Below are 25534 nucleotides of genomic sequence, written 5' to 3'. Positions count from 1 at the left end.
CTATTCTACAAACAAAAATCAGGTAAAAATCTTGCGATAACTACCTGATTCTTTAAGAGCGGTAAACGAGGCTCGAACTCGCGACCCCCAGCTTGGGAAGCTAGTGCTCTACCAACTGAGCTATTACCGCATTACCATACTCTCTTCTAAAAGAGTTTTTTTAATTTGCATTGCAAAGGTAAATATAATTTTTATATCTCAAATAAAATTCGGGAATTTTTATATGAACAAACTTGTCTCTTTATCTGTTAGAAAGTCTCTAATTTAGATTTAACCTCACCAGCATGAAAAAAAATAAATCACTTTTTGTATTGTTAGCTTTGTGGTTTCCTACTATTGGGGTAGACGCACAGACTCCATTGAGTTTTGAGGAATCGTTGCATCTGTTGAATAAGGGAAACCAAAGCTTGAAAATAGCAGATAAAGGAATAGAGATAGCTAAGGCGGAGCGTGACAAATTAAATGCATTTTGGTATCCCAGTCTTCAATCTTCGGGCGCATTTGTACATATGTCAGAGAAAATTGAGGTGAAACAGCCATTATCGCAATTTACAGACCCGGCAAAGGATTTTGTACATTCTATTATTCCGGACGATCAGGTTATTTCCTCGATTCTGGACCAGATAGGGGCAAATACTTTGGTTTTTCCTCTCACTCCACGCAATCTGACCACTGTCGATTTATCTGCAGAATGGGTACTCTTTTCCGGTGGAAAGCGGTTTCGTGCAACTCATATAGGAAGAACAATGGTAGACCTAGCTCGTGAAAGCCGTGCGCAGACTGCCGCAACTCAACAAAACCTATTGGCGGAAAGTTATTATGGTTTACGTCTGGCACAGCAAATCGTAGCGGTTCGAGAGGAAACTTATAAAGGACTGCAAAAGCATTATGAGAACGCTCTGAAGCTGGAAGCTGTCGGAATGATAGACAAAGCGGGACGACTTTTTGCCCAAGTAAATATGGACGAAGCCAAACGGATGCTGGAAGCAGCACGGAAAGATGAAACTGTGGTACAAGCCGCATTAAAAGTATTATTGAACAAAAAGGATACGGATGAAAATATCGTCCCTACCTCTCCCCTGTTCATGAATGATTCCTTACCGCCGAAAATGCTTTTCGACCTATCCGTTAGTAGTGGAAACTATACGCTTAACCAGTTGCAACTGCAAGAGCATATTGCCAAACAAGAAGTGCGGATCGCTCAAAGCGGTTATCTGCCGAATATAGCCCTTTTTGGAAAACAAACCCTATATTCGCATGGTATTCAGAGCAATCTATTGCCACGTACCATGATAGGCATCGGTTTTACATGGAATCTTTTCGATGGGTTAGACCGTGAGAAGAGGATACGGCAGTCGAAGTTAACCCAACAGACATTGGCTTTGGGACAGATGAAAGCCCGTGATGACCTTGCTGTAGGGGTGGACAAACTCTATACGCAACTGCAAAAAGCACAGGACAATGTAAAAGCCCTGAACGCCACGATTGCTTTAAGTGAAGAACTTGTACGTATCCGAAAGAAATCTTTCGCGGAAGGAATGGCAACCTCTACCGAAGTTATTGATGCTGAAACGATGCTTGCCAATGTAAAAGTGGCCCGTCTGGCAGCATACTACGAATATGATGTGGCACTAATGAATCTGCTTTCACTTTGTGGCACACCGGAACAATTTGCAAACTATCAACCTAAACCGTAACAAACAATGAAACTAGCCAGTAGAACCCTTTCATGGGCTTTTGTGATTATTATGTTAGCTGTAGCTATCTTCACAGCTCTTGGAATCATATTGATGCATAAACAACCGATGGTCCTCCAAGGGCAAGCGGAAGCAACAGAAATCCGTATTAGCGGAAAACTTCCCGGACGTATAGATACATTCTTCGTTCAGGAAGGCGACTGGGTGCATCAAGGAGATACGCTTGTCGTAATCAACAGCCCTGAAGTACATGCCAAGTATCAACAAGTAAATGCCTTGGAGCAAGTAGCCGTGCAACAAAACAAGAAAATAGATGCAGGAACACGTCGTCAGATTGTAGCTACCGCATTGCAGCTATGGAATAAAACAAAAAGTGACCTCGGTCTTGCAAAAACAACCTATAACCGTATCCTTACTTTATATGAGGATAGCGTGATCACTTCTCAGAGAAAAGACGAAGTGGAGGCGATGTACAAAGCGGCTGTCGCAGCCGAACGTGCTGCTTATGAACAATATCAGATGGCTGTGGATGGTGCGCAACAGGAAGATAAAGCATCGGCCGCCAGTATGGTGGATGCTGCCCGAAGTACGGTGGATGAAATCTCCGCTTTACTGGTCGATGCCCGGCTGACAGCTCCCGAAGACGGACAAATCGCAACTATCTTCCCTAAACGTGGAGAATTGGTTGCACCGGGAACTCCTATTATGAGCCTGGTAGTGATGGATGATGTACATGTCGTCCTCAATGTGCGCGAGGACTTGATGCCGCAATTTAAGATGGGAGAAACATTTGTTGCGGATGTACCTGCCATCGGCAAAAAGAATGTTGAATTTAAAATCTACTATATCAGTCCATTAGGTAGCTTTGCCACTTGGAAATCAACCAAACAGACCGGAAGTTATGACTTGCGTACCTTTGAAATTCATGCACGTCCTACTCAAAAGGTAGACGATTTGCGTCCCGGCATGTCTGTATTATTGACACTCAATTAATTGATGTTTCAAAATTAATCATAGAATGGATTCATCACAAACATATTCACCTTTTCGTTCCGTACTGCTCAGGGAGTGGCGGCGAATGACTTCACGGCGACTTTACTTTGGCGTCTGTATCATTTTGCCTTTGTTTACTCTCTTCTTTATGGCTACAATCTTTGGTAACGGACAGATGGAGAATATCCCTATCGGTATTGTCGATCTGGATAATACTGCTACTTCCCGGACTATTATCCGGAATATCTCTGCTGTACCGACTTTTAAAGTAACGAAACATTATGTGAATGAGGCGGCTGCCCGTGAAGCCGTACAAAAGAAAGAAATATATGGCTATCTTTCCATCCCCCCGAAATTTGAGCAGGATGCCATCACCGGAAAGAACGCTACCCTCTCCTATTATTATCATTATGCTTTGCTATCGGTAGGTGGTGAACTGATGGCAGCGTTCGAAACGTCATTAGCTCCCGTGTCTCTTTCGCCTATTGTGATGGAAGCTGTATCTTTGGGGGTAGAACAGCAACAGATTACCACATTCCTGCTGCCAATACAGGCCAGTAATCATCCGATATACAATCCAAGCCTGGATTATTCAGTTTATCTGAGCCACCCCTTTTTCTTTGTCTTGTTTCAGGTGTTGATTCTGCTGACTACCGTGTATACAGTCGGCATTGAAATCAAGTTTCGTACAGCGACAAATTGGGTGGCTACTGCTAAAGGTAATATGGTAACTGCCATTTTAGGTAAACTGCTTCCTTATACCATTATATATATTCTGATAGGATGGTTGGGTAATTATGTCATGTTCGGTATCCTGCATATTCCCTTTCAAGGGAGTTGGCTGTTTATGAATATGATGACTGCTCTCTTTATTATCGCGACGCAGGCTTTGGGATTGTTCATATTCTCATTGTTTCCGGCAGTATCATTGGTTATAAGTGTCGTCTCCATGGTCGGTTCTTTAGGAGCGACCTTGTCAGGAGTTACTTTTCCGATAACCAATATGTATCCGCTGGTAAGAGATGCTTCTTATCTTTTTCCAGTACGTCACTTTACGGAAATCATACAAACAATGCTCTATGAAGGTGGCGGATTCACCCATCTTTGGCCGTCAGCGGTGGTACTTTGTATTTTCCCGCTACTGGCTTTGTCGCTGCTTCCCCATTTAAAACGAGCAATAGAAAGTCATAAATATGAGAACATTAAATAAATTCCAACAGCTATCGTTCATTATCCGGCGGGAATTTCTCGCCATCAGTACCAGTTATGCTGTTCTGTTAGTATTGATGGGCGGAATTTTCATGTACGGATTACTTTATAATTATATGTATGCCCCCAATATTGTAACGGATGTTCCGGTTGCCGTAGTAGATAACTCGCACAGTGAATTGAGCCGTAATTTTATTCGTTGGCTGGATGCTACACCTCAGGCGGAAATTTACAACCAGGCAATAGACTATCACGAAGCAAAAGAATGGATGAAAAAAAACAAAGTACAAGGAATACTTTATCTGCCGCACGATTTTGAAGAACGGGTATTTCGAGGAGATGAAGCTGTATTCTCTCTTTATGCAACGACCGATGCTTTTCTGTATTTTGAAGCTCTGCAAGAGGCTTCCTCACGTGTCATGCTGGCTATCAATGATAAATACCGGCCGGACGGCGCCGTGTTTCTTCCGCCTCAGGGATTACTGGCCGTGGCTATGGCAAAACCCGTGAATGTAGCAGGGACTGCACTCTATAATTATACGGAAGGATACGGCTCTTATCTGATTCCGGCAGTTATGATGATTATCATTTTCCAGACTTTACTGATGGTCATCGGCATGTTGACCGGAGATGAATATTCCGATAGGGGGATTCGCGCTTACACTCCTTTTGGGCTGGGGTGGGGAATCGCAGTTCGTATTGTAGCAGGAAAAACGTTCGTATATTGTGCCCTTTATGCCGTTTTTTCTTTCTTTCTGCTGGGGCTACTCCCCTACTTCTTCAGTATCCCTAATATAGGAAATGGATTGTACATTGTATTATTGTTGATTCCTTATCTGATAGCTACTTCCTTTCTAGGACTGGCAGCTTCCCGGTATTTTACAGACTCGGAAGCACCGTTACTTATGATTGCCTTTTTCTCAGTCGGTTTGATTTTCCTTTCCGGGGTTTCTTATCCGATGGAGTTAATGCCCTGGTATTGGAAAATTGCACATTACATTTTGCCGGCTGCTCCTGGTACGCTTGCCTTTGTAAAATTGAATTCAATGGGAGCCAGTATGGCAGATATAAAACCGGAATATATTACTCTATGGATTCAGGCAGCTATTTATTTTATACTAAGCATATGGGTATATAAAAAGAAGTTAGGCGCAAAACCTGATTAAGTTAACCAAACAAATAAAAAAGGTAGTTCAGCATACGATGGAAAAATATTTCTCAGATAAAACAACTTCCTTAGATAAATAGTCAACTTTGGGTACAAAAGGCTTTCTAAATGGAAGTTTTCAGAGAAAATATCTTCTATTTCTTTGCTTTTTTCATTGATTTTGTATATTTTCGTTGACTATTATTCCCGATTATCGTTAGAGGTAGTTAAAACAAATGTTGATATGAAATACATTATCTATATTCTCTTCTTTTTTCCTATTTGGGTTACTGCACAAACATACAAATATATAGGGACTGAAAACGGTTTGAGTAATCGCAGGATATTCAGTATTCAGAAGGATGCTCAGGGATATATGTGGTTTCTTACCAATGAAGGGATGGATCGTTATAACGGTAAAGATATAAAGCATTACAAATTAAATAAGGATGACAATACGTTTGATTCCCCCATTAACTTGGGATGGGTATATACAGGATCTCAGATAGGAACGTGGGTCATAGGCAAACAAGGTCGTATCTTCCAGTATGAAACAAAATATGATGATTTCAAAATGGTATATAAGATGCCGAATAGCCTGGAGACTATTAGTTATGGTTATATGGATCGTAACGATAACGTCTGGTTGTGCCGCAAACATTCTATATTGCTTTATAACATCAAGGATGCCCAGATTCACCAATTTTCCAATGCGTTGCATAGCAATATCACATCAATAGAACAAGTGGATGAGCATCATTTCTTTATAGCAACGGAAACAGGTGTCCGATACACCAAACTGGAAAACGGTGTTCTGGAAATCATTCCTATTGAAACGCTTGATTATTTTCATGTGCAAGTCAGTGAGTTATATTATCATCAGGCATTAAAGAGACTGTATATAGGTTCATTCGAGAGAGGTATATTTGTATATGACATGAATACCCAGGAAATAATAAAACCCGAAGCAGATTTGAGTGATGTGAATATAACCTGTATCACCCCGTTGGACGAGTCGCAGCTATTAGTGTCGACAGAAGGAATGGGAGTATGTAAAATAGATATAAACACCTGTAAGATAGAATATTATATTGTAGCTAACTATAACAGCCATAATGAAATGAATGGCAATAATATCAATTATGTTTTTGTTGATGAGGAAAAGCGAATATGGCTGGCCAACTATCCTACCGGCATCACAGTGATAGATTATCGTTATGAGAACTATCATTGGATAAAACATTCAATGGGCAACAAACAGTCATTAATCAATGATCAGGTACAAGCTATAATTGAGGACAGTGATGGCGACCTATGGTTTGGAACCAGTAATGGCATTAGTCTTCTTAATTCCCGAACAGGTCAGTGGCATTCATTTCTGAGTTCCTTTGATAAACAGTTGAAAGATAAAAATCATATATTTATTACCTTGTGTGAGGTATCTCCCGGTGTAATCTGGGCAGGTGGGTACACTTCCGGAATTTATAAGATAAACAAACATACCCTGTCGGTTGAATACTTCTCCCCTTATCTGATTACCTCTGTTAATATGCGTCCGGATAAATATATCCGTGATATGATTAAAGATTCAAAGGGAAATATATGGTCGGGTGGATACTATAATCTGAAATGTTTTGACTTGGAAACCAATAATGTCCGTTTATATCCTGGCGTGTCTTCTATTACTTCAATTATGGAACACGATAAAGACCATATGTGGATTGGAACGGCTGCCGGATTGTATTTGCTAGATATAAATTCCGGTAAATATCAATATATTGAGACAGGGATAGGAACAGTATATGTCAATTCGCTTTATCAAGCAAAAAACGGATCGCTCTATGTTGGTACGAATGGCACAGGAGTACTTGTTTATAATATAAAGAATCAAACTTTAGAGCATTATTACACGGATAATTCCGCGCTGGTCTCAAACAGGATATTTACGATATTGCCGGAAGTGGACGGACGCATCATGATGAGTACGGAAAATGGAGTCACTTGCTTTTTTACAAAAGAAAAAGTGTTTCATAACTGGACTAGAGGAGAAGGATTGTTACCTGCTTATTTTAATGCCGCTTCGGGTACATTGCGCAAAGATAAAAGCTTTGTATTTGGCAGTACGGACGGAGCTATTGAAATTCCGAAGAACGTGAGGTTTCCTGATTATAAATTCTCAAGAATGATATTCAGTGATTTTCATATATCTTATCAGCCTGTTTTTCCGGATGGAAAAGATTCTCCTTTGCAGGATTGTATAGACAGAACAGAGGTATTGAAACTAAAACATAACCAGAATACTTTCTCTTTCAATGTTTCCACTATTAATTATGATTCTCCCGAGAATACGCTTTACTCCTGGAAACTGGCCGGATTCTATGAAAAATGGACTCAACCGGGAGTAAATAATCTGATACGTTTCACCAATTTGCCTCCGGGAAAATATACGCTTCATATACGTGCCTTATCCAAAGAAGAACACGATGTCGTCTTCGAGGAACGTACAATGAAAATCATTATCACACAGCCCTTCTGGTCTAGTTGGTGGGCTATTCTATTTTATATTTTATTGGTAATATGGGGATTTTCTTTTATCATACGTGTAATAAACCTGAGAAAGCAAAAGAAAATATCGGATGAAAAAACACAGTTTTTTATCAATACGGCCCATGATATACGTACTCCGCTTACTTTGATAAAGGCGCCTTTAGAAGAACTGATGGAAGAAGAGACTCTCTCTGAAATTGGCATCATCCGTACACAGACCGCGTTAAGAAATGTCGATTCTCTTTTGCGATTATCGTCCAATCTTATCAATTTCCAACGTGCCGATGTATATTCTTCCAAGTTGTGTGTCTCGGAATATGAGTTGAATACATATATGAAAGAAGTGCGTGATGCATTTATGAATTATGCCAGCATTAAACATATAGATTTTACATACGAAAGCACTTTCAATTTTTTGAATGTATGGTTCGATAAAGATAAAATGGACTCTATCTTGAAAAATATAATATCGAACTCTTTGAAATATACTCCGGAAAACGGGAAGGTCAGCATTTCTGTCTCTAATACGAATGATTCCTGGAAAGTGGTGATAAACGATACGGGTATCGGTATTCCTTCCACTGAACAAGGAAAGTTGTTCAAACTCCATTTCCGTGCCAGCAACGCCATTAACTCAAAGGTTACAGGTAGTGGCATAGGATTGATGCTAGTAGGCAAGTTAGTTAGTCTTCATGGTGGCAAAATTAATGTGGAGAGTGTTGAGCATCAAGGTACAACTGTGAAAATCGTTTTCCCTATAAACAATAAGAATCTTCAGAGTTCAGGACTGAAACCGTCTTCTGAATCAAAAATAGAAACACCGGAACTGACTGCTCCGGGAACATTTAAGTATGTTGTGAATGCGGCTAATAACGCGGACTTACAGCGTATCCTCATCGTAGAGGATAATGATGAGTTACGTTCTTACTTGATCAGCCTGCTTTCTCCATCGTATAATGTACAAGCCTGCGGCAATGGTAAGGAAGCACTGATTATCGTGAAGGAATTCTGGCCGGAACTTATTCTTTCTGATGTCATGATGCCCGAAATGCGGGGCGATGAGCTATGCATCGCTATTAAGAACGATATTGAGACTTCACATATCCCAATATTACTGCTTACGGCATTAGGAGAAGAGAAGAATATCCTTGAAGGGTTGGCAATTGGTGCGGACGAATATATTATTAAACCTTTCAATGTGACAATATTGAGAGAAAGCATCAAGAATTTATTGAATAACCGGGCATTGCTGCGTAGCAGATATGCCAATCTGGAAGTAGATACAATGGTACCATCAGCTAAAGGTACTAATAGTCTAGATTGGAAATTTATATCGGATGTAAGAAAAAGCATAGAGAATAATCTCGATAATTCAGGTCTGACTGTCGATGTGCTTTGTGAATTGCATAATATGAGCCGGACGAGTTTCTATGGTAAACTGAAAGCATTGACAGGGCTATATCCTACGGCTTTTATTCGGAACATTCGTTTGAAACGTGCTGCGGAACTTTTAAAGGAAGGTAAACATAATGTCAGCGAAATATCTGATATGACCGGTTTCTCCGATAGCAAATATTTTCGGGAAGTATTCAAGAAATACTATAAAATGAGTCCGACCAAGTATGCTAAAGAAGGGGGAAGCACCTCTCCTATTATAGGAGAGGATGAATCTGAGGACGAAGAGGCGGTTGGTTAGTTATTTACGAATCAGATATTTAATAAACAAGTAACCACCGAATACTTGTAGGCACATTCCGGGAATACCGATACGGAAATCTTGAACAGCCTTATAGAAGCTGCCAATATATGCCCATTCTCCTAATGTTCCTATGGCTTGGTATGTAAATACTACGCCTGCCAAAAGAGGGATGGAAATATGTCCCGAACGTTGTGCGGCCCATCCGGCAGCAATAGCTAGCAACACGGATTTCAATAAGATGGCGGGCAATGCAACCGGCATTGGCATTCCGAAAAGCAAAGAGTTTATAACAGGCGAAAGGATTGCAGTCAGCAGACCGACTTTCCAGCCATATTTATAAGCTCCGACCAAAGTAAAGAAGTAGATTGGCAGCCAGGTTATCCCTCCTTGTGGGATGAGATGAAAGAGTTGGGGAAAAAGGATGTTACCAATAACGAATAACGAGGCTGCCAAATAGGTTTTCGTATTGCTGTAACCCAGCGAATAGAGTTTTACTGTTGTTGTTTCCATATTTTTATTGTTTTAAAAATTCACGTTAATGCCACCCATAAATGTAGCTTTCGGCATAGGGTAGCCTATATTTATTTCATAACGTTGTGCCAGCAGGTTCTCCCCTTTGATAAAGATGTCAGCGAAACGGCACACGCGATAATTGCCCCGGAGATTCCATAGGACAAAACTTTCTTGTTTCTCACGTCCCTTAATAACAGAAGAATAAAGTCCTTTCACATATTGTAATCCTGTTGAAATGCTCCAACGACCGGATTTATAGTCCGCACCTGTATATAGTTTATGTTCGGGAGCGGCCAAAACCGGATTTTCCATATGTAACCAACTATAATTAGCATTGATGTTCCAATGAGAATTAATATGATAGCTGATGTTACTTTCAATACCCCAGTTTTTTATTTTTCCTGAATTGATATTTAAAGGCGGTATCAATCCATTGCTCATAATAACATTATTACCACTGATATAATAAAGGTTTACTCCATAGGACAATGATCCCTCTAGCAGGTGTTGGGAGTATGAGAGTTCATAACTAACCAGTTTCTCAGGTTCCAACTCAGGATTGGCAGGAGTAAACATATACATCTCACGAATGGTAGGATTACGATATCCTTTGCTGACCATTGCTTTGAGTTCCGCACTTTTCGGCAGATGAAAGGCTAATCCACCTTGTGGTATCCATTCTGTGCCCACGTGGGAATGATGGTCTACCCGAATACCTGCATCCAATGAGAACCAGTTATTTATATCTTGTCGGAAATCAATATATCCGGCAAATTCATCTAATTGCTTATCAACTCCCGGTCTACGTTCGCCCGTAGCCAGAACCTTATTCCACGATTCACCGCCGAAATGCTGATAATCAAATCCGGCCGTAATACGATTGCCGGCAAAGAAAGTCGCACTCTGATACCACGATACCCCCAGCATCTTGTCTTTGGAATTAAAATGTGCTGCCTGCGGTTCTCTTCCTGCCTGATGACCGTCATTTATCTTATGTCGTCCCCAATTATAGAAAAAGCTCAATGCTCCTGAAGTATTACTATAATGATTTTCCAGTGCAAATGAAGTCATTCCGCGGGTAATACGTGAATCATTGTCAATAAGCGGAACTTGAATCGTTCCCGGGTTAGAAGCATTGAAATGAGTGACATTGACATCTCCCCATAGTTTCCAGAAAGAGCTTACGTCATATCCCAGCTTTGCATATCCACCGTATTGTTCAAATTCCATATCGGGTCGGTGCCCGTCCGTCCGGTTGTAAGAGCCGGTTATAATACTACTGAATCGCCCTTTCTTTACACGATTGGAAAATTCAGTCTGCAATGTGTTGTATGAGCCGTATCCGACTTGCATATTGGTCTTGACGCCTTCTTCCTGTTGCTTGCGGGTGACGATATTGATAACTCCTCCCATAGCATTCGAACCATAAAGGACAGATGCCGGTCCGCGCAAAACTTCTACCTTTTCCGCCATCATGGATTGATATGCGTCAGCTATCGGATGCCCCATTAATCCCATATATTGAGGATGCCCGTCAATTAGAACCAATAATCCTGCCGTGGGGCTGCCACCAATTCCACGCAGACTCATACCGCCCGCTGCTCCGGTTGATACGCCATATCCCATAATGCCACGGCTGGTAGTGAACAATCCCGGAACTTGTTCCGTCAACAACGGCAATAGAGAAGGTTCATACCTTTTCTCAATCTGTTGTCTTCCTACAACAGAAATGGTCATCGGAAGATGGCGTATATCTGTCTCATTGCGTGTTCCTGTGACTACAACTTCGTCAATAACATAATCTCTCCGGACTTGCGCACTGTCTTTTTTGTCCTGTGCCATCCCTGAGACAGAGAGCAGGCTAGTCAACATAAACAAACAAGTTACATTCTTTCTCATTATTTCGTGTTTCTAATCCATTCTTTTTTGCTTCTTACCTCTGATTCTTTCAAGAAAATCACGAATCAGCGGTAAAATAGCTTCAACCGATTTCTCTTCACTGCACATGGTTTCCACGGGACACCAGCCTGTATGGTCGCGATTCCATATGAAGGGTACTTCCTGTGCAAAGCTGACCTTTACGTCTGATGTCTGAAACAGATTCATTGCGTTTGAACTGACAACATCTGTATATAGCTCTTTTATACCGCCTGAAATCATGAGTGCAGCAGCTCCTTTCCCAACCACTTTATCAGCAATCAGGGCTCCTTTAAGAAATTCCGGCTCCTGAGTCAGCAAATCGTATAAGTCAGCTACTCCGCGTTGGGTGAAAGTGCGTATCTTTCCCTTGTTGGCAATCACGCAAGAATATCCGCCGCTATGCAATAAGTCTATTAATTCTTCCATTATAAGGTTCCTTGTTTCAGTTGTTCGACAAATTGGTCAATTCTATGCAGTTCTTTCGGTATATCAATGTTTTGCGGACAATGCGACACACACTGGTTGCATCCGATACAATGGCTTGCCTGGCGAAGTTTCGGCACGCTGCGGTCGTAACCAACGAGAAATGCGCGGCGGGCTTTCGCATAATTTTCATCTTGCCCGTTACTGGGCACATTACCTTCGTTGACGCAACGGTTATAGTGCAGGAGAACTGCCGGAATATCCAGTCCATACGGGCAAGGCATGCAATACTTGCAGTCATTACAAGGAATGGTCGGATATTTTAGCATCAACTGTGCTGTTTCTTCGAGGAAATCCATTTCTTCATCGGTCAGTGGTTTCAATGGAGAATAGGTACGGAGATTATCTTGCAGATGCTCCATATAAGTCATGCCGCTCAATACTGTCAGTATATCCGGGAATGAGCCGGCAAAACGGAAAGCCCAGGAAGCAACGCTGTTTTCGGGGCGACGTTGTTTGAGCCGTGCCACCAGGTTGTCGTTCAGTTTGGATAAACGTCCGCCTAAAAGTGGTTCCATGATGATAGCGGGAATCCCTCTCTTGTTCAGCTCACCATATAGATATTCAGCATCCGTATTTCGTGCATTCGTTTCTTTCGCATGTTTCCAGTCTACATAGTTGAGCTGTATCTGCACAAAGTCCCATTTGATTTCATCATGTCGTGAGAGCAGATAATCATATACTTCTATATCGCCGTGATAAGAAAATCCGAGATTACGGATACGTCCTGCTTCACGTTCTTTTATCAGGAAGTCAAGCATGCCGTTATCCAAATACCGTCCTTTAAGAGCATCCATTCCACCCATACCAATACCATGAAGCAGCATATAGTCGATGTAGTCGACCTGAAGGTCGGCGAATGACTTATGATACATTCGGAGTGATGCTTCGTGCGACCATGTATCCGGGGCAAAATTAGACAGTTTGGTAGCGATGAAGTATTTATCGCGGGGATGGCGGCTCAATGCAATGCCCGTTGCTCTCTCAGAAAAGCCTTGTACATAAGCGGGAGATGTATCGAAATAGTTCACTCCGTGAGCAATAGCATAATCGACCAATCCATTTACAGCATCCTGGTCAATCACTTCACCATTGCCGTCCGGGGCAGGTTTGAGCGGCCAACGCATACAGCCGTATCCTAAAAGTGAAACGCGGTCACCGGTAGTCGGAGATGTCCGGTAAGTCATTTTATCTGTAGGTATCTCTCTTTCTCCCGTGGCACTGCTTGAAGCTGAGTTGCTTTTTGAAGAACATCCGTACAGTAAGCCGGTTGATGTAGCTGCGCTGATACCTACGATTTTAATAAAATCTCTTCTGCTTATGTCTTTCTTATTCTTTTCTTCCATAATCTTATACTGATTTATTAAATCAAATAACTCGGTGCATTTGATGTCCGGTCACGTAAATGGCACTGAACGGACGGGACGGACAAAGATTCTCACAAGCTCCACAACCGATACATTTTTCAATGTTTACTACCGGAATCTTTGGTGAGTCCGGTTCTTCAGATTCGGAGGGCACCATCTGAATGGCTCCTGTCGGGCAATGACGGGCACAGTTACCACACTCCACACCATCTGTCAATGGTACGCAGTTTTCTTTTATCCAAATGGCATGGCCGATCTGAGTCGCCGATTTGTCGGCTGTAGTAATTGGGTGAATGGCACCGGCCGGACAAACTTCCGAACATTTGGTACATTCGGGACGGCAATATCCGCGTTCATAAGACATTTCTGGTTGCATCAAAGTCATCAGATTATCCGAAGGACGTAGCACTTGATTAGGGCATACGGAAACACACAACTGGCAAGCGGTGCAATGTTGGGTGAAATTACGGGCACTCAGTGCCCCTGGAGGATAAACAGGATTTTCACGATTGGGAGTTTTCTTATCCTCAATGGCAGCCAATCCTCCGTCCACTTTCTTCTCTTGAGCTTTCAGGACGGAAGCCGTTGCAAAGATTGCCGATGCTGAAAGAAAATTACGGCGGGTATTGTCTACCTGTTCGGCAGTAACGGTCTGTGTTTTTACTGCTTCTGTTGCAGATACATTCTTCAGCGAAGTCCTTCTTGTGTACTTGATAGCTCCATGCTTACATTTATCCAGGCAATCCATGCAAGCTACACACCTACTGTAATCAATCTCATGTTCTTTTGAATTAATACATGATGCTTTGCAATTGCGGGCACATAAACCACAACTATTGCATTTGGAGGTATCAATCACGGGCTTGAATATCGCATATTTAGAAATGAATCCCAACACAGTCCCCACGGGGCAAATAGTATTGCAATATGTACGTCCGTTACGCCATGCTAAAATACCAAGGGCTATAAAAGTGACCACAGCGATAATCAGCGTAGAAAGACTTTTTATCCAGACATCTACCTCATAAAGGGCATAACTGTCCATTCGCTCGGCAAAATATGCCAACAAATTGTTCCCCCATTGCCAAATCGGTGCAAAGAGATTGGAAGCTATCCGCCCATATGCGCTATAAGGGGCTATCAGAATAGCCAAAGAATTCAGCCCTGCAACCATCATAATGATGAATATTCCTAAAACACTATATCGCAACCATTTCTTTGTCGGCGAATAGAGGAACCGATTCTTCTTTTGCTTGCCCGCCACCCAGGAAATAATATCCTGAAATACTCCCAACGGACAAATAACAGAGCAATATACACGTCCCAAAAGAAATGTAAGCACAACTAAAAATAAGACAACACCTATGTTCAAGGCTAATAGGGCCGGCAGAAATTGAATTTTCGCCAGCCATCCGAACCATGTGTGAAATATCCCCATAAAGTCAAGAAACAACAGGGTAATAAGCGTAAAACACACAATGGCGGTTATAAGTCTGATAGTACGCAACATAAACTTATTAATTTTCAAATTATAGTAGTTATATTTCAATATCCGAATCTTTCCGAAGCCTTTTGCATATGCCCTATGATGTCTACGCCGAATGGGCAGTTTTTCTCACATTTTCCACAACGAATGCATTCCGAAGCATGATGAGTAAGAACTTTATAATGTTCGCGGACAGTTTCCGGCACAAAGCCTTGTTGTGCGACGGTCAGATTATAGTATTTATTGACGCTGGCTATATCTATGCCTACCGAACAGGGGGCACAGTGTCCGCAATACATACAGTGGCCTTCCCACGTAAACTTCTCCATACCTGTCATCACACAGGTATAATCTTTTTCTTCTTTTGTTGCGTCACACCAATCCAAGGCAGCCTGCATTTCTTCACAAGTTTTGCAACCTATCATGACAGCCGCTACTCCGGGACGTGTCAGTGCATATTCTATACATTGTATGGGTGTGAACGCTTTTTCAAAAGGAGAATTGGCTTCGCTCAACAAGTCACCGCCGCCATATACTTTCATTACATCGATTCCTATTCCGTTCTGTTCGCAAAGTTCATAAAGCCTTTCCCTTTCCGGGTCTATGTTGTGCAAGGAGTGCGCATAGTTTTCATCCGCCCATAGATCGTCCACATTTTCACTTGCAGGCTGCAAATCATAACAAGGATTGATGGAAAACATCAATACGTCAATCTTTCCGCTTTCCGCAGCAAGTCTGGCAACGGTAGGATTATGGCTGCTTAACCCGATATGGCGTATCTTTCCCTCTTCTTTCCAGCGAAGAGCCAGTTGTAAAATCGGACCCTTGAACACTTCATTAAAATCACTTTCACTATCTACATAATGAATCATACCGATATCCAGATAATCCGTTTTCAACCGGAGAAGCTGGTCATCAAAGGCAGCGATTGTCTTGTCTACGTCCCGAGTACGCAGATACTGCCCGTCCTCCCACGTAGAACATAAATGTCCCTGAATAATAAACTGCTCGCGGTGCCCTATTAAAGCTGTTCCGATATTGCTGCGCAAATCCGGATTGGAAGAGTAAATATCTATAAAGTTGATTCCTTTGCTGATAGCAAATGCTATTTCTTTGCATACTTGCTTCTCACTTTTATTCATGAACCCTTCGCAACCCAGTGCAATGACACTAACCGAAAGTCCTGTCCGTCCTAATATACGATACTCCATCAGAATTGAATTTTATACTTTTTTACCGATGCAAATTTAGGTAGATTGATTTGGTTATCAAGTATACATATTACCGAATGTTATACCAAAATTACAGATTCTATTTTTTTAACATAAAGCTGCCTGTCAATACAACTAGTTGATGTTGACAGGCAGCTTTATAATAATTATCTTGTTGTAGGACTACTTTAAAGGTGTAAGTTCCATATATTCCCTTGACATATGTAATTGGCCATATTCTCCCCATCGGTCATAAACTGCAAACTTTTTTGTAGTAAGTTCTTCTATATCCCAATAATGGTCATCACCAAAGTATATTGTTTTGGAACTCGGGTCATAAAAAGTCCATCGGCCAGTGATACTGTTTTCTTTCTCCTGCCCGTCTTTATCAGTTGCTATTAACTTTCTAGAGTACGTACCGTCTTTCTTAAAGTTATATATGCCATGATGGGTGATTTCTTCATCATCAACTGTTTTTTCACTCGCCCATGTATTATCACATATCAAAGATATAGTGTCTTCCTCCCCATCAGAATAATATCCTGTTTTCTCAACGCAACCGGATGCAAGAATCAGAGTTACCAAAACTATAAAAATATTTTTTTTCATTAGTGTAGATAATTAAGGTTTGCGATATGAGTATCTCCATTTATATTTGTCACCTCAAAATGCCACTCTACATTGTTTCCTTGATTTGCGGACCACTCAAAACTTGGACTAATGTGAAAACCTACACCACAAAACAATACGTTAGCCAATTCCTTATTGCCATTATATCCAACCTTACAAGTGACAAGAAATGCCCACGCAGCATTTTTATAAGATTGGGGATATAATTCAATTGCTGTCTCTATACAATCACTCGAATTGACATAAAACTGTTCTTTATAGTTCGTTATGTTACATGTTGCTATTATAGAACGATTCATACGATTATCAGATAATTTTCTCTTTAGTTGGATAGGTGAGTTTACTTTTATCTGGCTGATAAAAATATCACTTTCAGTAATCATAACAATGTAATCTACGCCATGAGAAGATATCAATTGTCCGGACATACTGTTTATTTGATTGATATTCTGTTTGAAACTATTCAGATTTACAGGATTTATAGCATTAAGTTCTTCTGCATCCGTATTAGTCAAGTAAGAAAGTGCAGAACTTTTCTTGTTTGGATTGACATAATACTCGTGAGTAGTCTTGTTAATATCCACAAAATCATTCAAGACTGCAACATCTTGCTGATAATTCCGGCTAGCTGGTGATGGAAGGTTCAGATTGTTTTGGCAACTTTGTAGGCACAAAGCTATCAACACAACTAATAATGAATAAAATTGTTTCATAATCAAAAGTTTTAGTGAATTTGTATTGAAAAATATTCCTTCGCAAATTTATCCTTTTCCCCTGAAAATAAACGATTTACTGTGTAAATAATATGTAATGAAGTCAGATTTAACTTTCTTTCATTGCAAAGTTACTACTTCACCAATCTCCGGTGTCAGCACATCCAAGGAATCCTTGATTCTCATATCCTCCTCATTCTTCAACGGCTCATCCCAACGATGTTTTGCCAACGCATATTTAGAATGATGTACGGTTAAAACTCTTTTAGCCTTCAAATCCCTTGCAGCCTGTGCCATATACTGATACGCTCTTTATCGAATTCCCAGTACTCGAAATGCTCGCCGACACCTAACGGGCAAATCACTATTCCAATCCGGTCTTTTAACTTCTTGACTGTGTTGTCATCCAAATGTTCCCAATGGTCGTGGCTGATTATCAGATAATCAATATCCGGCATATCTTCCGGCTGGTAAACATCTGTTCCTTTGAATGGCTTATTGACGAAAGAAACAGGAGAAGCCATGCAAAATACGGGATCGACCAATACCCGCTTTCCGCTCGTCTGAATGAGATAAGAAGAATGCCCGAACCAAACTAATACTTTCTTATCACGGTCTATCTTCCGTAAGTCAGTCTTTATTACCTTGACAGGCTGGTCGGGGCGCAGCCCGTCTATCTTTCTGAAAAAAATTCCCAAATACCTTCGAAACGTCCTCTGTCCGAAGTCATTAATTTCGTCTCATGCTGATTCTGAAATGTTCCGTTCCTGTAATTGGGAGATTTTAGTACTCTTTCCAGCCGTTCGCTACGGGGCGTCCGACCAAAGTTGGGCTGGTTGATAAAAATAAAGACTGACATAGCCAACAACGCTATTATAACTAATATACATCCTAGATCATACGTGCTCTGAATTTCTTGAATATAATACGCATATAATTAAGTAGCTAAATTATTCCACGCAGCAAATATACAGGAATTTAGAAAAGTGGGTAGTATATATATTACAGATTATTATACCATAATTACTGAAACGCGTTGAATGTTAGTGCCAGCCTATTTGTACAAAGAATAGTTGTTTAGAAATAAATCTTGTAGCTGATGTTGGGAATCAGACCTGTTCCTTCTTTTTTTGTAAAAGCAATATCCTGATAGGAACATCTTATCATCATTTTGTCTATCTTTGTGCCCCGAAGCAAAGAATGCTTTTTTTAATAAACTCACTATGCAGAAATTAGTTAAGAAGGAATATCAGATTCCTTTTATTCTGGTCACTTCCCTTTTCTTTCTATGGGGATTTGCACATGCTATTTTAGATGTGTTGAACAAGCATTTCCAAGATGTGATGAATATAAGCCGTACTCATTCGGCATGGGTGCAAGTTATGTTTTATTTGGGATATTTCGTCATGGCTATTCCTGCCGGGCTGTTTATCAATAAATATGGCTATCGTAAAGGAGTAGTATTCGGTTTGTTGCTCTATGGTGCCGGTTCGCTGCTTTTTATTCCCGGCGAATATTGGATGTCGTTTCAGTTCTTTCTTTTCTCCCTGTTTGTCATTGCCTGCGGTCTGGTATTTTTGGAGACAGCCGCCAATCCTTATATGACGGAATTGGGTGAACGGGAAACTGCCGCCAGCCGATTAAACCTTGCACAATCATTTAACGGATTAGGCTGTATCTGCGGGCCGCTTGTAGGCGGTTTATTATTGTTCTCGGAAGAAGGGAATTCGAATATCTCATTACCATATACATTAATGGGAATTCTTGTCCTGACAGTCGCTTTAGTCTTTTCTAAAGTCCGTCTGCCGGAGATTGTCCATGAAGAAGATACAGATAATCAAGGACAAGCGCGTGGGTTATGGTCGCATAAGCTTTTCATTTTCGGTATCGTGGCTTTATTCTGTTATGAAATTGCGGAAATCTCTATCAATAGTTTCTTTATTAATTACGTAGTAGATGACGGCTGGATGAATGCCCGTGACGCTTCCGTAGTCCTTTCATTTGGTGGTCTGGGATTATTTATGTGCGGACGATTTGCCGGTAGCTGGGTGATGCGGAAGATACGGGCGGAGAAAGTGTTGTTCTTTTGTGCTGTCGGCACGGTCGTAACAAGTTCCTTGATAGTACTGAATCTGGGGATTATATCCCTGATAGCTCTTTTCTTGGGTTACGCTTTCGAGGCAATCATGTTCCCTACTATTTTTGCACTTTCATTGCGGGGACTAGGTAATCATACCAAGCGTGCATCTTCCTATTTAATGATGTCTCCCATTGGCGGGGCTGTCGGCCCCTTGCTAATGGGATATGTAGCCGATCAAAGTTCAATGTCTTTTGCATTCATTGTTCCGCTACTTTCATTCATTGTGGTGATGATGTACGCATGGAAAACATTGAAATAATCAACTCCGGTTGGGCCGGTACAGGATACCGAATATATTCATCAGATATCCTGCCAGACATACTACGGGAGCTGCCTTTATACGCAATCCGCTGAATATATCAGGGTTGTAGGCGGCAGGGGTACTCCCCCCGCCGCTCATGAGCAGATATCCTACAATAATCACCACCGAACCGATTAGCTGAATCATGTAATTTCTTCTGCTGAATACTGTTTCTGTCTCTTTTTGTTTCATTATTTTTGATTTCATATTTTTCTTTCGTTTTAGTTTTTGTAATTAATTTGTAATAGGAGTAAATAGTGCGTATTTATCTTCAAGCCGTTGGCTACTTCCTTTGTATTTCTCTTCGTCTATCTTTTTCAGGAGTTCATTATATTGATTCCATTGCCAGAATTTATAGAGGCAATCATTGCGAACCATTTCCATACGGCTTCCTCTTAATGAGAAAGCCCAGTTAATATAATCTTCCGCTTCGGCTATCAGATGTTCTGCCAGGGTTATCGCTTTTATTTTTTCACCTAATGCGGCATAGGCTGATGCTATGTCATATGACCCGCTTTCATGTGTCTCGGGAACACTATATGCCGGAATAGTCTGTTCCGCATAGGCGAGTACTTTCTTTGCACGCACTTTGTCTCCTTGTATTATCAGTTCTTTGGCGAGTTGCGCGAAAAGTCTGCGATGATACCAGCATGTACGCAAAGTTGTTTCATCCAGATAAAGTCCGGGAGTATCCAGCCCACCATATTTATATCTGTTCATTACATTGTCATAAAGCTTCTCCACATCTACTGCATATGGCCTGTTCTCATCGGCATCTCCCCACTTCTTATAATCAAAAGGAGTAAAGCGGAACGCTAATCCTTCCTGTACGAAGTAATTGTCAAACTTCAGTTTACTGATACTCCCTACGGAGATTGCAAGGTAAAGCGGACGTTCCCAATTACAGTTGGCAAGCATTTCCAACATAAGTAAATCGACTTTAGTCAGCATACGCACATCCTTTAAAGGGATACAAAGTTTATCCGGTATCGCCGCTCTTAGTTCTTCATCTTTCAAATGACGGATTGCTTTGGGAAGCATGATTCCCGAACGGAGTACCGCTTCTTTGTCTACACGGATATTTATCGTATCCGTAGGGATTACATGAAATTCCTCTTTTTCTGAGAATACCCAATATTTCAAGATGTTTTTCACTTCAAACGGGTCTTCTCCGAAACTGTTACGGGCTTCTTCCGGATGCTTCCGGTACAGTTCCTCTATCTGTCTTTTCAACTTCGGGCGTACGGCTACATATTCGTTTTTGCCTTCCTGATACTGTTTTTTATTCCAACTTATAGGCAGTCCGGGAGCATCATATAACGGACATTGCTGCTGATAAATATACCAGTCGGTCTGCGCGTAACTCAGGTTGCAGACACGGGTATCCCTGCGCACCTCTTCTGTGTCCTGATTATACCATAGTGGAAAAGTATCATTATCCCCGTTACAAAAGATAATCGGATTTCCTTTATCGGGAAGAGTCATCAGATAGTTAGCCCCAAAGTCGCGGCAGGTAAAACGGGCACTCCGGTCATGGTCGTCCCACGTCTGGCTTGCCATCTGCACCGGAACCAATAAACAAATCGTCATTGATACGCCAACTTGCACTGTCGAAGTTGTTTTTCGGCGAAGTGCATTACATAATCCTGCCGCGCCTATCCCTATCCAAATAGCGAAAGCATAGAATGAACCGGTGTATGCATAGTCCCGTTCGCGTGGCTGACCGGGAGTTTGGTTCAAGTAAAGCACAATAGCCAGCCCTGTCATAAAGAAAAGGAAGAATAGTACACTAAACTGCTGTTTGCCTTTCTTGCTGCAGTTCCATTGCCAATAGATTCCGAACAATCCCAGTAATAAGGGGATTCCGTAGAATACATTGTGTCCCTTATTCTGACGCAGGGACTCCGGTAACAAGCTTTGGTCGCCTAATCTAAAATTATCCAGCCAGGAGATTCCCGTTATCCAATTTCCATGTTCCGGTTCACCACTTCCCTGCACATCATTTTGCCGTCCTACAAAATTCCACAAGAAATAACGCCAATACATATAATTGAGCTGATAGGTAATGAAATAAGTCAGGTTTTCTTTTTGTGTAGGAGCAGCTTCGTTTCCTCCAGTCCAATTTTTGTAAGAAGAAGCCATCCGCTCATTCCACATACGGGGAAACAACATATTCTGAGTATAACATACATCTTCTTTATACCGGATTATTTTATATTTGCCTTCCTCTTTATCCGGGCGATATACAGCACTCCCCTTGGTCGTTTTTACTCTGTAATAGTCACCTTCGGGCACATATTCCGATTCGGAAGCATAAGTTTTACCATAAAGCAGAGGAGCGCTTTCGTATTGCTCACGATTGAGATAACTTTTGAGTGTAAAGATATTGTCCGGTGCATTTTCATTAAGCGGAGTATTGGCATTGGCACGAATCAGTATCACTGCATAAGTGGTATAACCTACGGTAAGCATAAGCAAACACCATAAAGAAGTATGTACTACACGCTTTCGAAAACGGTAAATGGCTCCTGTCAGCACGAAGAATGTTAAAGCTAAAAAGATGAGTAATCCTGTGTGGAAAGGAAATCCGAACGCGTTGACAAAAAGCAGTTCGAACCAACCTCCTATATCAGCCATGCCCGGGATATAAACAAAAAGGATGAATACGATAAGAAGTCCTGATATGACAATTGAGACAATTACTCCTTGAAGTGATATTACCCGATACTTCTGATAATAGAAAACCAGAACAATAGCCGGAATGCAGAGCAGATTAAGCAAATGCACTCCGATAGAAAGTCCGATGACATAAGCTATTAGGATAAGCCACCGGTCACCATACACCGAATCCGATTCATCCTGCCAGCGAAGAATCATCCAAAACACGAGTGCCGTAAGAAAAGAAGAGAAAGCATAGACCTCTCCTTCTACCGCACTGAACCAGAATGTGTCACTGAATGTATATGCCAAAGCTCCGACAGCCCCCGAACCCAAAATGATGATAACGTCCGTTGTCGATAAGTCCTGCTTATCATTTATTATCAAAGACTTTACTAAACGGGTGATACTCCAAAAAAGAAATAAAATACAACCTGCACTTAATAATGCGTTCAGGAAATTGACCAACCAAGATACCTGCGAAGCATCAGAAGCAAATTGAGTGAACAGATTTCCGATAAGCATATAAAAAGGTGCACCCGGAGGATGCCCTACCTGTAACTTCTCTACACACGAAATAAATTCGGGACAATCCCAAAAACTGGCAGTAGGCTCAATCGTCATTCCATATACAAAAACTGCTATCAGAAAGACCATCCACCCACCAAAATCGTTCCATTTCTTAAATAATAAGTTGCTCATTGTTCTATAACTTTTTTGTTTGCAAAGTTATAGGACAGAGATGTAAAAAAGGCATTTTTTACCGGACGGATACGGACGGAGAAAATCCATAATTCGCTGATATTCAATCACGCATCAGCGATATTTACAGACAAGTACAGACTATAATGATTTTACAATATCTTCCAGCGATTCTTTGGAGTTTACCAACATTAGTTTCTCTGTTTTTATTCTGGAAATTCTTCGGGTCAGAGTTTCAACAGTCAGTTTCATTAAATCGGCAAAGCAGGCAGGCTGAACTCCTTCTCTTAAAAAGGCACATACTCTTAAATCTTCTTCCGTAAGTTTAGGACTTAACTCTTTCAATTTAGATACAAGCCCGTAAACACTTTCTTGAAGTCGTAACAATTCTGTCCAGTCTTTCTCGGAAAAGGAAGGTATTTTGGATGATAAGGCTGTTCGTGCCTTCAACTGACGGACTTTTGAAACAACCGGAGAATCTTCATAGATATGCTGTTGAAGAGATTGGTATTTTTCTTCGAGATAGTTACATTGCAATGCCAGTTTATCCGATTCGGCATCTTTCTTCTGCATTTCCTCTTTAATGGTGTCCAGTTGCGAATGTACAGACAGATGTTTTCTCCAAAGTAATCCAAGCAAGAGGGACATGACTCCGAACAATCCTAAAGCGGAAGATAGAACCACGGTAGAACGGTCTTTACTATCAATCAACATCAATTGGCTGGCGTACGCTTTTCTTTCCATTTCCAGCGCTTCGTCAAAGTTTCCATATTTCTGATAGTAAAGGCTACATCTTTTGCAGATTTTACTCATCTGTTCATATTCTTCTGTTTGTGCAGCAAGTTTTATTGCTTCTTTGAAATGAATTTCAGCGTCTTTTTCCTGATTCAAATCACTTTCTACACATGCCAGATAATAATAAGCCCTCAATTTCTGATATTCATCTCCATATTGTTCGTAATATGATACGGCTTGGCGGATTTGGCTATCAGATGAGTGAGGAATATTTTTGTCTTCGTTCAATTGAGTGCATAGCAGATTATACTCTGCAAACTGCGCTTCATTCATTTGCTTCATTTGAATAGTCTCAAGGATAATGGATGCAGTGTCCGGGTCTTGCTCTATTAATTGAGCAGCTTTGTCTAATCCTTGTTTCACATTAGTCCCCTCAGGATGACAGGCAGCTAGAGAAAGGACAAAAACATACAATAAAATTCGAAGATTACTCATAGTCTCAATTTTAAATCTCTACATACAAATATGCGACAAATTTATAAGATTATTGTTAGAGTAGCGAATATTTCTTCCTTCTTTTAGCAAACTCTAATCCTGATATGGTATGAAAATAATTGCATATGGAGAAATAAGCTTGTGTAATATACCAGTTTACTTTCTATACTTTTTTTGATAAATATCAAGGAACAGCAAGCAGTTAATTAGGAAGATAAGCCGTATCTTTGTGGCAAACAAGAAATAATTTATATATCATGATTAAGAACATTGTATTCGATTTTGGTGGAGTTATTGTAGACATTAGCCGTGATAAAGCGGTTCAAGCATTTATCAAACTGGGATTGGAGGATGCGGATACCCGTTTGGATAAATATCACCAAACCGGAATCTTTCAGGAATTGGAAGAAGGAAAACTTAGTGCAGATGAATTCAGAAAGCAATTGGGAGATTTATGTGGACGTGAACTTACTATGGAAGAAACGAAGCAAGCATGGCTGGGCTTCTTCAACGAAGTGGATTTGTGCAAGCTTGATTATATTTTGGAATTACGGAAGTCCTATCATATATATATTCTTAGTAATACTAATCCTTTTGTCATGTCATGGGCATGTAGCCCGGATTTTTCTTCAAGAAAGCGCCCATTAAACGATTATTGCGATAAGTTGTATTTGTCTTATCAGATAGGTCATACAAAGCCTGCACCGGAGATTTTCGATTTTATGATAAACGACTGTAATATTATACCTTCCGAAACTTTATTTATAGATGATGGAGCCTCAAATATCCACATGGGGAAAGAATTGGGATTCGAGACCTTCCAACCGGAAAATGGGACAGACTGGCGGGAAGAACTGACAACCATATTAAATAGGTAATTATTGCCGT

18 protein-coding genes, 1 tRNA gene and 1 pseudogene are annotated in these 25534 nt (G+C 40.9%); 7 read left to right on the top strand and 13 right to left on the bottom strand.

Translation table 11 applies throughout. From position 1 onward, the window contains the following. Positions 1-57: 57 nt before the first annotated feature. A tRNA-Gly gene (locus ACGHVY_RS07250) sits at positions 58-130 on the bottom strand. Between the two features lie 154 nt (positions 131-284). On the opposite strand from ACGHVY_RS07250, the gene ACGHVY_RS07245 reads away from it, so the two are divergent. The 5 genes from ACGHVY_RS07245 to ACGHVY_RS07225 all read left to right on the top strand — a co-directional run bounded on the left by ACGHVY_RS07245 (position 285) and on the right by ACGHVY_RS07225 (position 9289). After that, on the top strand, positions 285-1697 hold the full coding sequence (locus tag ACGHVY_RS07245) for a TolC family protein (protein ID WP_390598106.1): 1413 nt from the start codon (positions 285-287) through the stop codon (positions 1695-1697). 6 nt (positions 1698-1703) lie between these two features. After that, positions 1704-2690, top strand: coding sequence for an HlyD family secretion protein (locus ACGHVY_RS07240; protein ID WP_390598104.1), 987 nt, complete (start codon positions 1704-1706; stop codon positions 2688-2690). A 25-nt stretch (positions 2691-2715) separates the two neighbouring features. Beyond that, complete coding sequence (locus tag ACGHVY_RS07235) at positions 2716-3900, top strand: ABC transporter permease (RefSeq protein ID WP_308743735.1); 1185 nt, start codon at positions 2716-2718, stop codon at positions 3898-3900. After that, positions 3884-5065 (top strand): ABC transporter permease, encoded by a 1182-nt coding sequence (locus ACGHVY_RS07230; protein ID WP_390598103.1) that lies wholly within the window; start codon positions 3884-3886, stop codon positions 5063-5065. Before ACGHVY_RS07235 ends, ACGHVY_RS07230 begins: the two co-directional genes overlap by 17 nt. A 225-nt stretch (positions 5066-5290) precedes the next feature. After that, the gene (locus ACGHVY_RS07225) at positions 5291-9289 is read left to right on the top strand and encodes a two-component regulator propeller domain-containing protein (RefSeq protein ID WP_390598102.1); all 3999 of its coding nucleotides are present in this window, start codon (positions 5291-5293) and stop codon (positions 9287-9289) included. On the opposite strand, the gene ACGHVY_RS07220 is transcribed toward ACGHVY_RS07225, so the two are convergent. From ACGHVY_RS07220 to ACGHVY_RS07180, 9 genes and pseudogenes are all read right to left on the bottom strand, one after another. After that, positions 9290-9802 (bottom strand): ECF transporter S component, encoded by a 513-nt coding sequence (locus ACGHVY_RS07220; protein ID WP_308743739.1) that lies wholly within the window; start codon positions 9800-9802, stop codon positions 9290-9292. 12 nt (positions 9803-9814) lie between these two features. Then, positions 9815-11704, bottom strand: a complete 1890-nt coding sequence (locus ACGHVY_RS07215) for a TonB-dependent receptor (protein ID WP_390598100.1) — start codon at positions 11702-11704, stop codon at positions 9815-9817. Positions 11705-11716: 12 nt separating this feature from the next. Further along, a complete protein-coding gene (locus tag ACGHVY_RS07210; protein WP_308743741.1) occupies positions 11717-12151 on the bottom strand; it encodes a DUF1893 domain-containing protein in 435 nt (144 codons plus the stop codon). Then, positions 12151-13554, bottom strand: coding sequence for an aldo/keto reductase (locus ACGHVY_RS07205; protein ID WP_390598098.1), 1404 nt, complete (start codon positions 13552-13554; stop codon positions 12151-12153). The genes ACGHVY_RS07210 and ACGHVY_RS07205 overlap by 1 nt, the downstream gene beginning before the upstream one ends. 22 nt (positions 13555-13576) lie before the next feature. Beyond that, complete coding sequence (locus ACGHVY_RS07200; protein WP_390598096.1) at positions 13577-15085, bottom strand: 4Fe-4S dicluster domain-containing protein; 1509 nt, start codon at positions 15083-15085, stop codon at positions 13577-13579. 35 nt (positions 15086-15120) lie between these two features. Next, positions 15121-16272, bottom strand: a complete 1152-nt coding sequence (locus ACGHVY_RS07195) for an aldo/keto reductase (protein ID WP_390598094.1) — start codon at positions 16270-16272, stop codon at positions 15121-15123. A gap of 183 nt (positions 16273-16455) precedes the next feature. Next, on the bottom strand, positions 16456-16881 hold the full coding sequence (locus ACGHVY_RS07190; RefSeq protein ID WP_390598093.1) for a hypothetical protein: 426 nt from the start codon (positions 16879-16881) through the stop codon (positions 16456-16458). Then, positions 16881-17615 (bottom strand): hypothetical protein, encoded by a 735-nt coding sequence (locus ACGHVY_RS07185; RefSeq protein WP_390598091.1) that lies wholly within the window; start codon positions 17613-17615, stop codon positions 16881-16883. Before ACGHVY_RS07185 ends, ACGHVY_RS07190 begins: the two co-directional genes overlap by 1 nt. Positions 17616-17735: 120 nt before the next feature. Continuing rightward, positions 17736-18548: pseudogene (locus ACGHVY_RS07180) on the bottom strand (MBL fold metallo-hydrolase). A gap of 290 nt (positions 18549-18838) precedes the next feature. On the opposite strand from ACGHVY_RS07180, the gene ACGHVY_RS07175 reads away from it, so the two are divergent. Further along, positions 18839-20014: a sugar MFS transporter gene (locus ACGHVY_RS07175; protein WP_390598089.1), complete on the top strand. Its 1176-nt coding sequence runs from the start codon at positions 18839-18841 to the stop codon at positions 20012-20014. Here ACGHVY_RS07175 and ACGHVY_RS07170 read toward each other — a convergent pair whose 3' ends face one another. The 3 genes from ACGHVY_RS07170 to ACGHVY_RS07160 form a co-directional block, all read right to left on the bottom strand. Beyond that, positions 20015-20263 carry a DUF3098 domain-containing protein gene (locus ACGHVY_RS07170; protein WP_390598087.1) on the bottom strand — a complete coding sequence of 83 codons (249 nt, stop codon included), beginning with the start codon at positions 20261-20263 and terminating at the stop codon, positions 20015-20017. 27 nt (positions 20264-20290) lie between these two features. Next, a complete protein-coding gene (locus ACGHVY_RS07165) occupies positions 20291-23416 on the bottom strand; it encodes a protein O-mannosyl-transferase family (RefSeq protein WP_390598086.1) in 3126 nt (1041 codons plus the stop codon). Positions 23417-23557: 141 nt separating this feature from the next. Beyond that, the gene (locus ACGHVY_RS07160; RefSeq protein WP_308743750.1) at positions 23558-24646 is read right to left on the bottom strand and encodes a tetratricopeptide repeat protein; all 1089 of its coding nucleotides are present in this window, start codon (positions 24644-24646) and stop codon (positions 23558-23560) included. 257 nt (positions 24647-24903) lie between these two features. On the opposite strand from ACGHVY_RS07160, the gene ACGHVY_RS07155 reads away from it, so the two are divergent. Further along, complete coding sequence (locus ACGHVY_RS07155) at positions 24904-25524, top strand: HAD family phosphatase (RefSeq protein ID WP_308743751.1); 621 nt, start codon at positions 24904-24906, stop codon at positions 25522-25524. The last annotated feature ends 10 nt before the right edge of the window (positions 25525-25534 follow it).

The sequence above is a fragment of the Bacteroides sp. f07 genome (assembly GCF_042854785.1).
In the GTDB taxonomy this organism is placed as follows: Bacteria; Bacteroidota; Bacteroidia; order Bacteroidales; family Bacteroidaceae; genus Bacteroides.
The sequence above is the reverse complement of the archived record's forward strand: the minus strand, read 5'-3'. Positions and strand labels throughout refer to the sequence as shown.

Excerpts from the sequence above, each read along its gene's own strand:
- ACGHVY_RS07245 (WP_390598106.1), top strand. The coding sequence starts at position 285 with ATGAAAAAAAATAAATCACTTTTTGTATTGTTAGCTTTGTGGTTTCCT.
- ACGHVY_RS07240 (WP_390598104.1), top strand. The coding sequence starts at position 1,704 with ATGAAACTAGCCAGTAGAACCCTTTCATGGGCTTTTGTGATTATTATG.
- ACGHVY_RS07235 (WP_308743735.1), top strand. The coding sequence starts at position 2,716 with ATGGATTCATCACAAACATATTCACCTTTTCGTTCCGTACTGCTCAGG.
- ACGHVY_RS07230 (WP_390598103.1), top strand. The coding sequence starts at position 3,884 with ATGAGAACATTAAATAAATTCCAACAGCTATCGTTCATTATCCGGCGG.
- ACGHVY_RS07225 (WP_390598102.1), top strand. The coding sequence starts at position 5,291 with ATGAAATACATTATCTATATTCTCTTCTTTTTTCCTATTTGGGTTACT.
- ACGHVY_RS07220 (WP_308743739.1), bottom strand. The coding sequence starts at position 9,802 with ATGGAAACAACAACAGTAAAACTCTATTCGCTGGGTTACAGCAATACG.
- ACGHVY_RS07215 (WP_390598100.1), bottom strand. The coding sequence starts at position 11,704 with ATGAGAAAGAATGTAACTTGTTTGTTTATGTTGACTAGCCTGCTCTCT.
- ACGHVY_RS07210 (WP_308743741.1), bottom strand. The coding sequence starts at position 12,151 with ATGGAAGAATTAATAGACTTATTGCATAGCGGCGGATATTCTTGCGTG.
- ACGHVY_RS07205 (WP_390598098.1), bottom strand. The coding sequence starts at position 13,554 with ATGGAAGAAAAGAATAAGAAAGACATAAGCAGAAGAGATTTTATTAAA.
- ACGHVY_RS07200 (WP_390598096.1), bottom strand. The coding sequence starts at position 15,085 with ATGTTGCGTACTATCAGACTTATAACCGCCATTGTGTGTTTTACGCTT.
- ACGHVY_RS07195 (WP_390598094.1), bottom strand. The coding sequence starts at position 16,272 with ATGGAGTATCGTATATTAGGACGGACAGGACTTTCGGTTAGTGTCATT.
- ACGHVY_RS07190 (WP_390598093.1), bottom strand. The coding sequence starts at position 16,881 with ATGAAAAAAAATATTTTTATAGTTTTGGTAACTCTGATTCTTGCATCC.
- ACGHVY_RS07185 (WP_390598091.1), bottom strand. The coding sequence starts at position 17,615 with ATGAAACAATTTTATTCATTATTAGTTGTGTTGATAGCTTTGTGCCTA.
- ACGHVY_RS07175 (WP_390598089.1), top strand. The coding sequence starts at position 18,839 with ATGCAGAAATTAGTTAAGAAGGAATATCAGATTCCTTTTATTCTGGTC.
- ACGHVY_RS07170 (WP_390598087.1), bottom strand. The coding sequence starts at position 20,263 with ATGAAATCAAAAATAATGAAACAAAAAGAGACAGAAACAGTATTCAGC.
- ACGHVY_RS07165 (WP_390598086.1), bottom strand. The coding sequence starts at position 23,416 with ATGAGCAACTTATTATTTAAGAAATGGAACGATTTTGGTGGGTGGATG.
- ACGHVY_RS07160 (WP_308743750.1), bottom strand. The coding sequence starts at position 24,646 with ATGAGTAATCTTCGAATTTTATTGTATGTTTTTGTCCTTTCTCTAGCT.
- ACGHVY_RS07155 (WP_308743751.1), top strand. The coding sequence starts at position 24,904 with ATGATTAAGAACATTGTATTCGATTTTGGTGGAGTTATTGTAGACATT.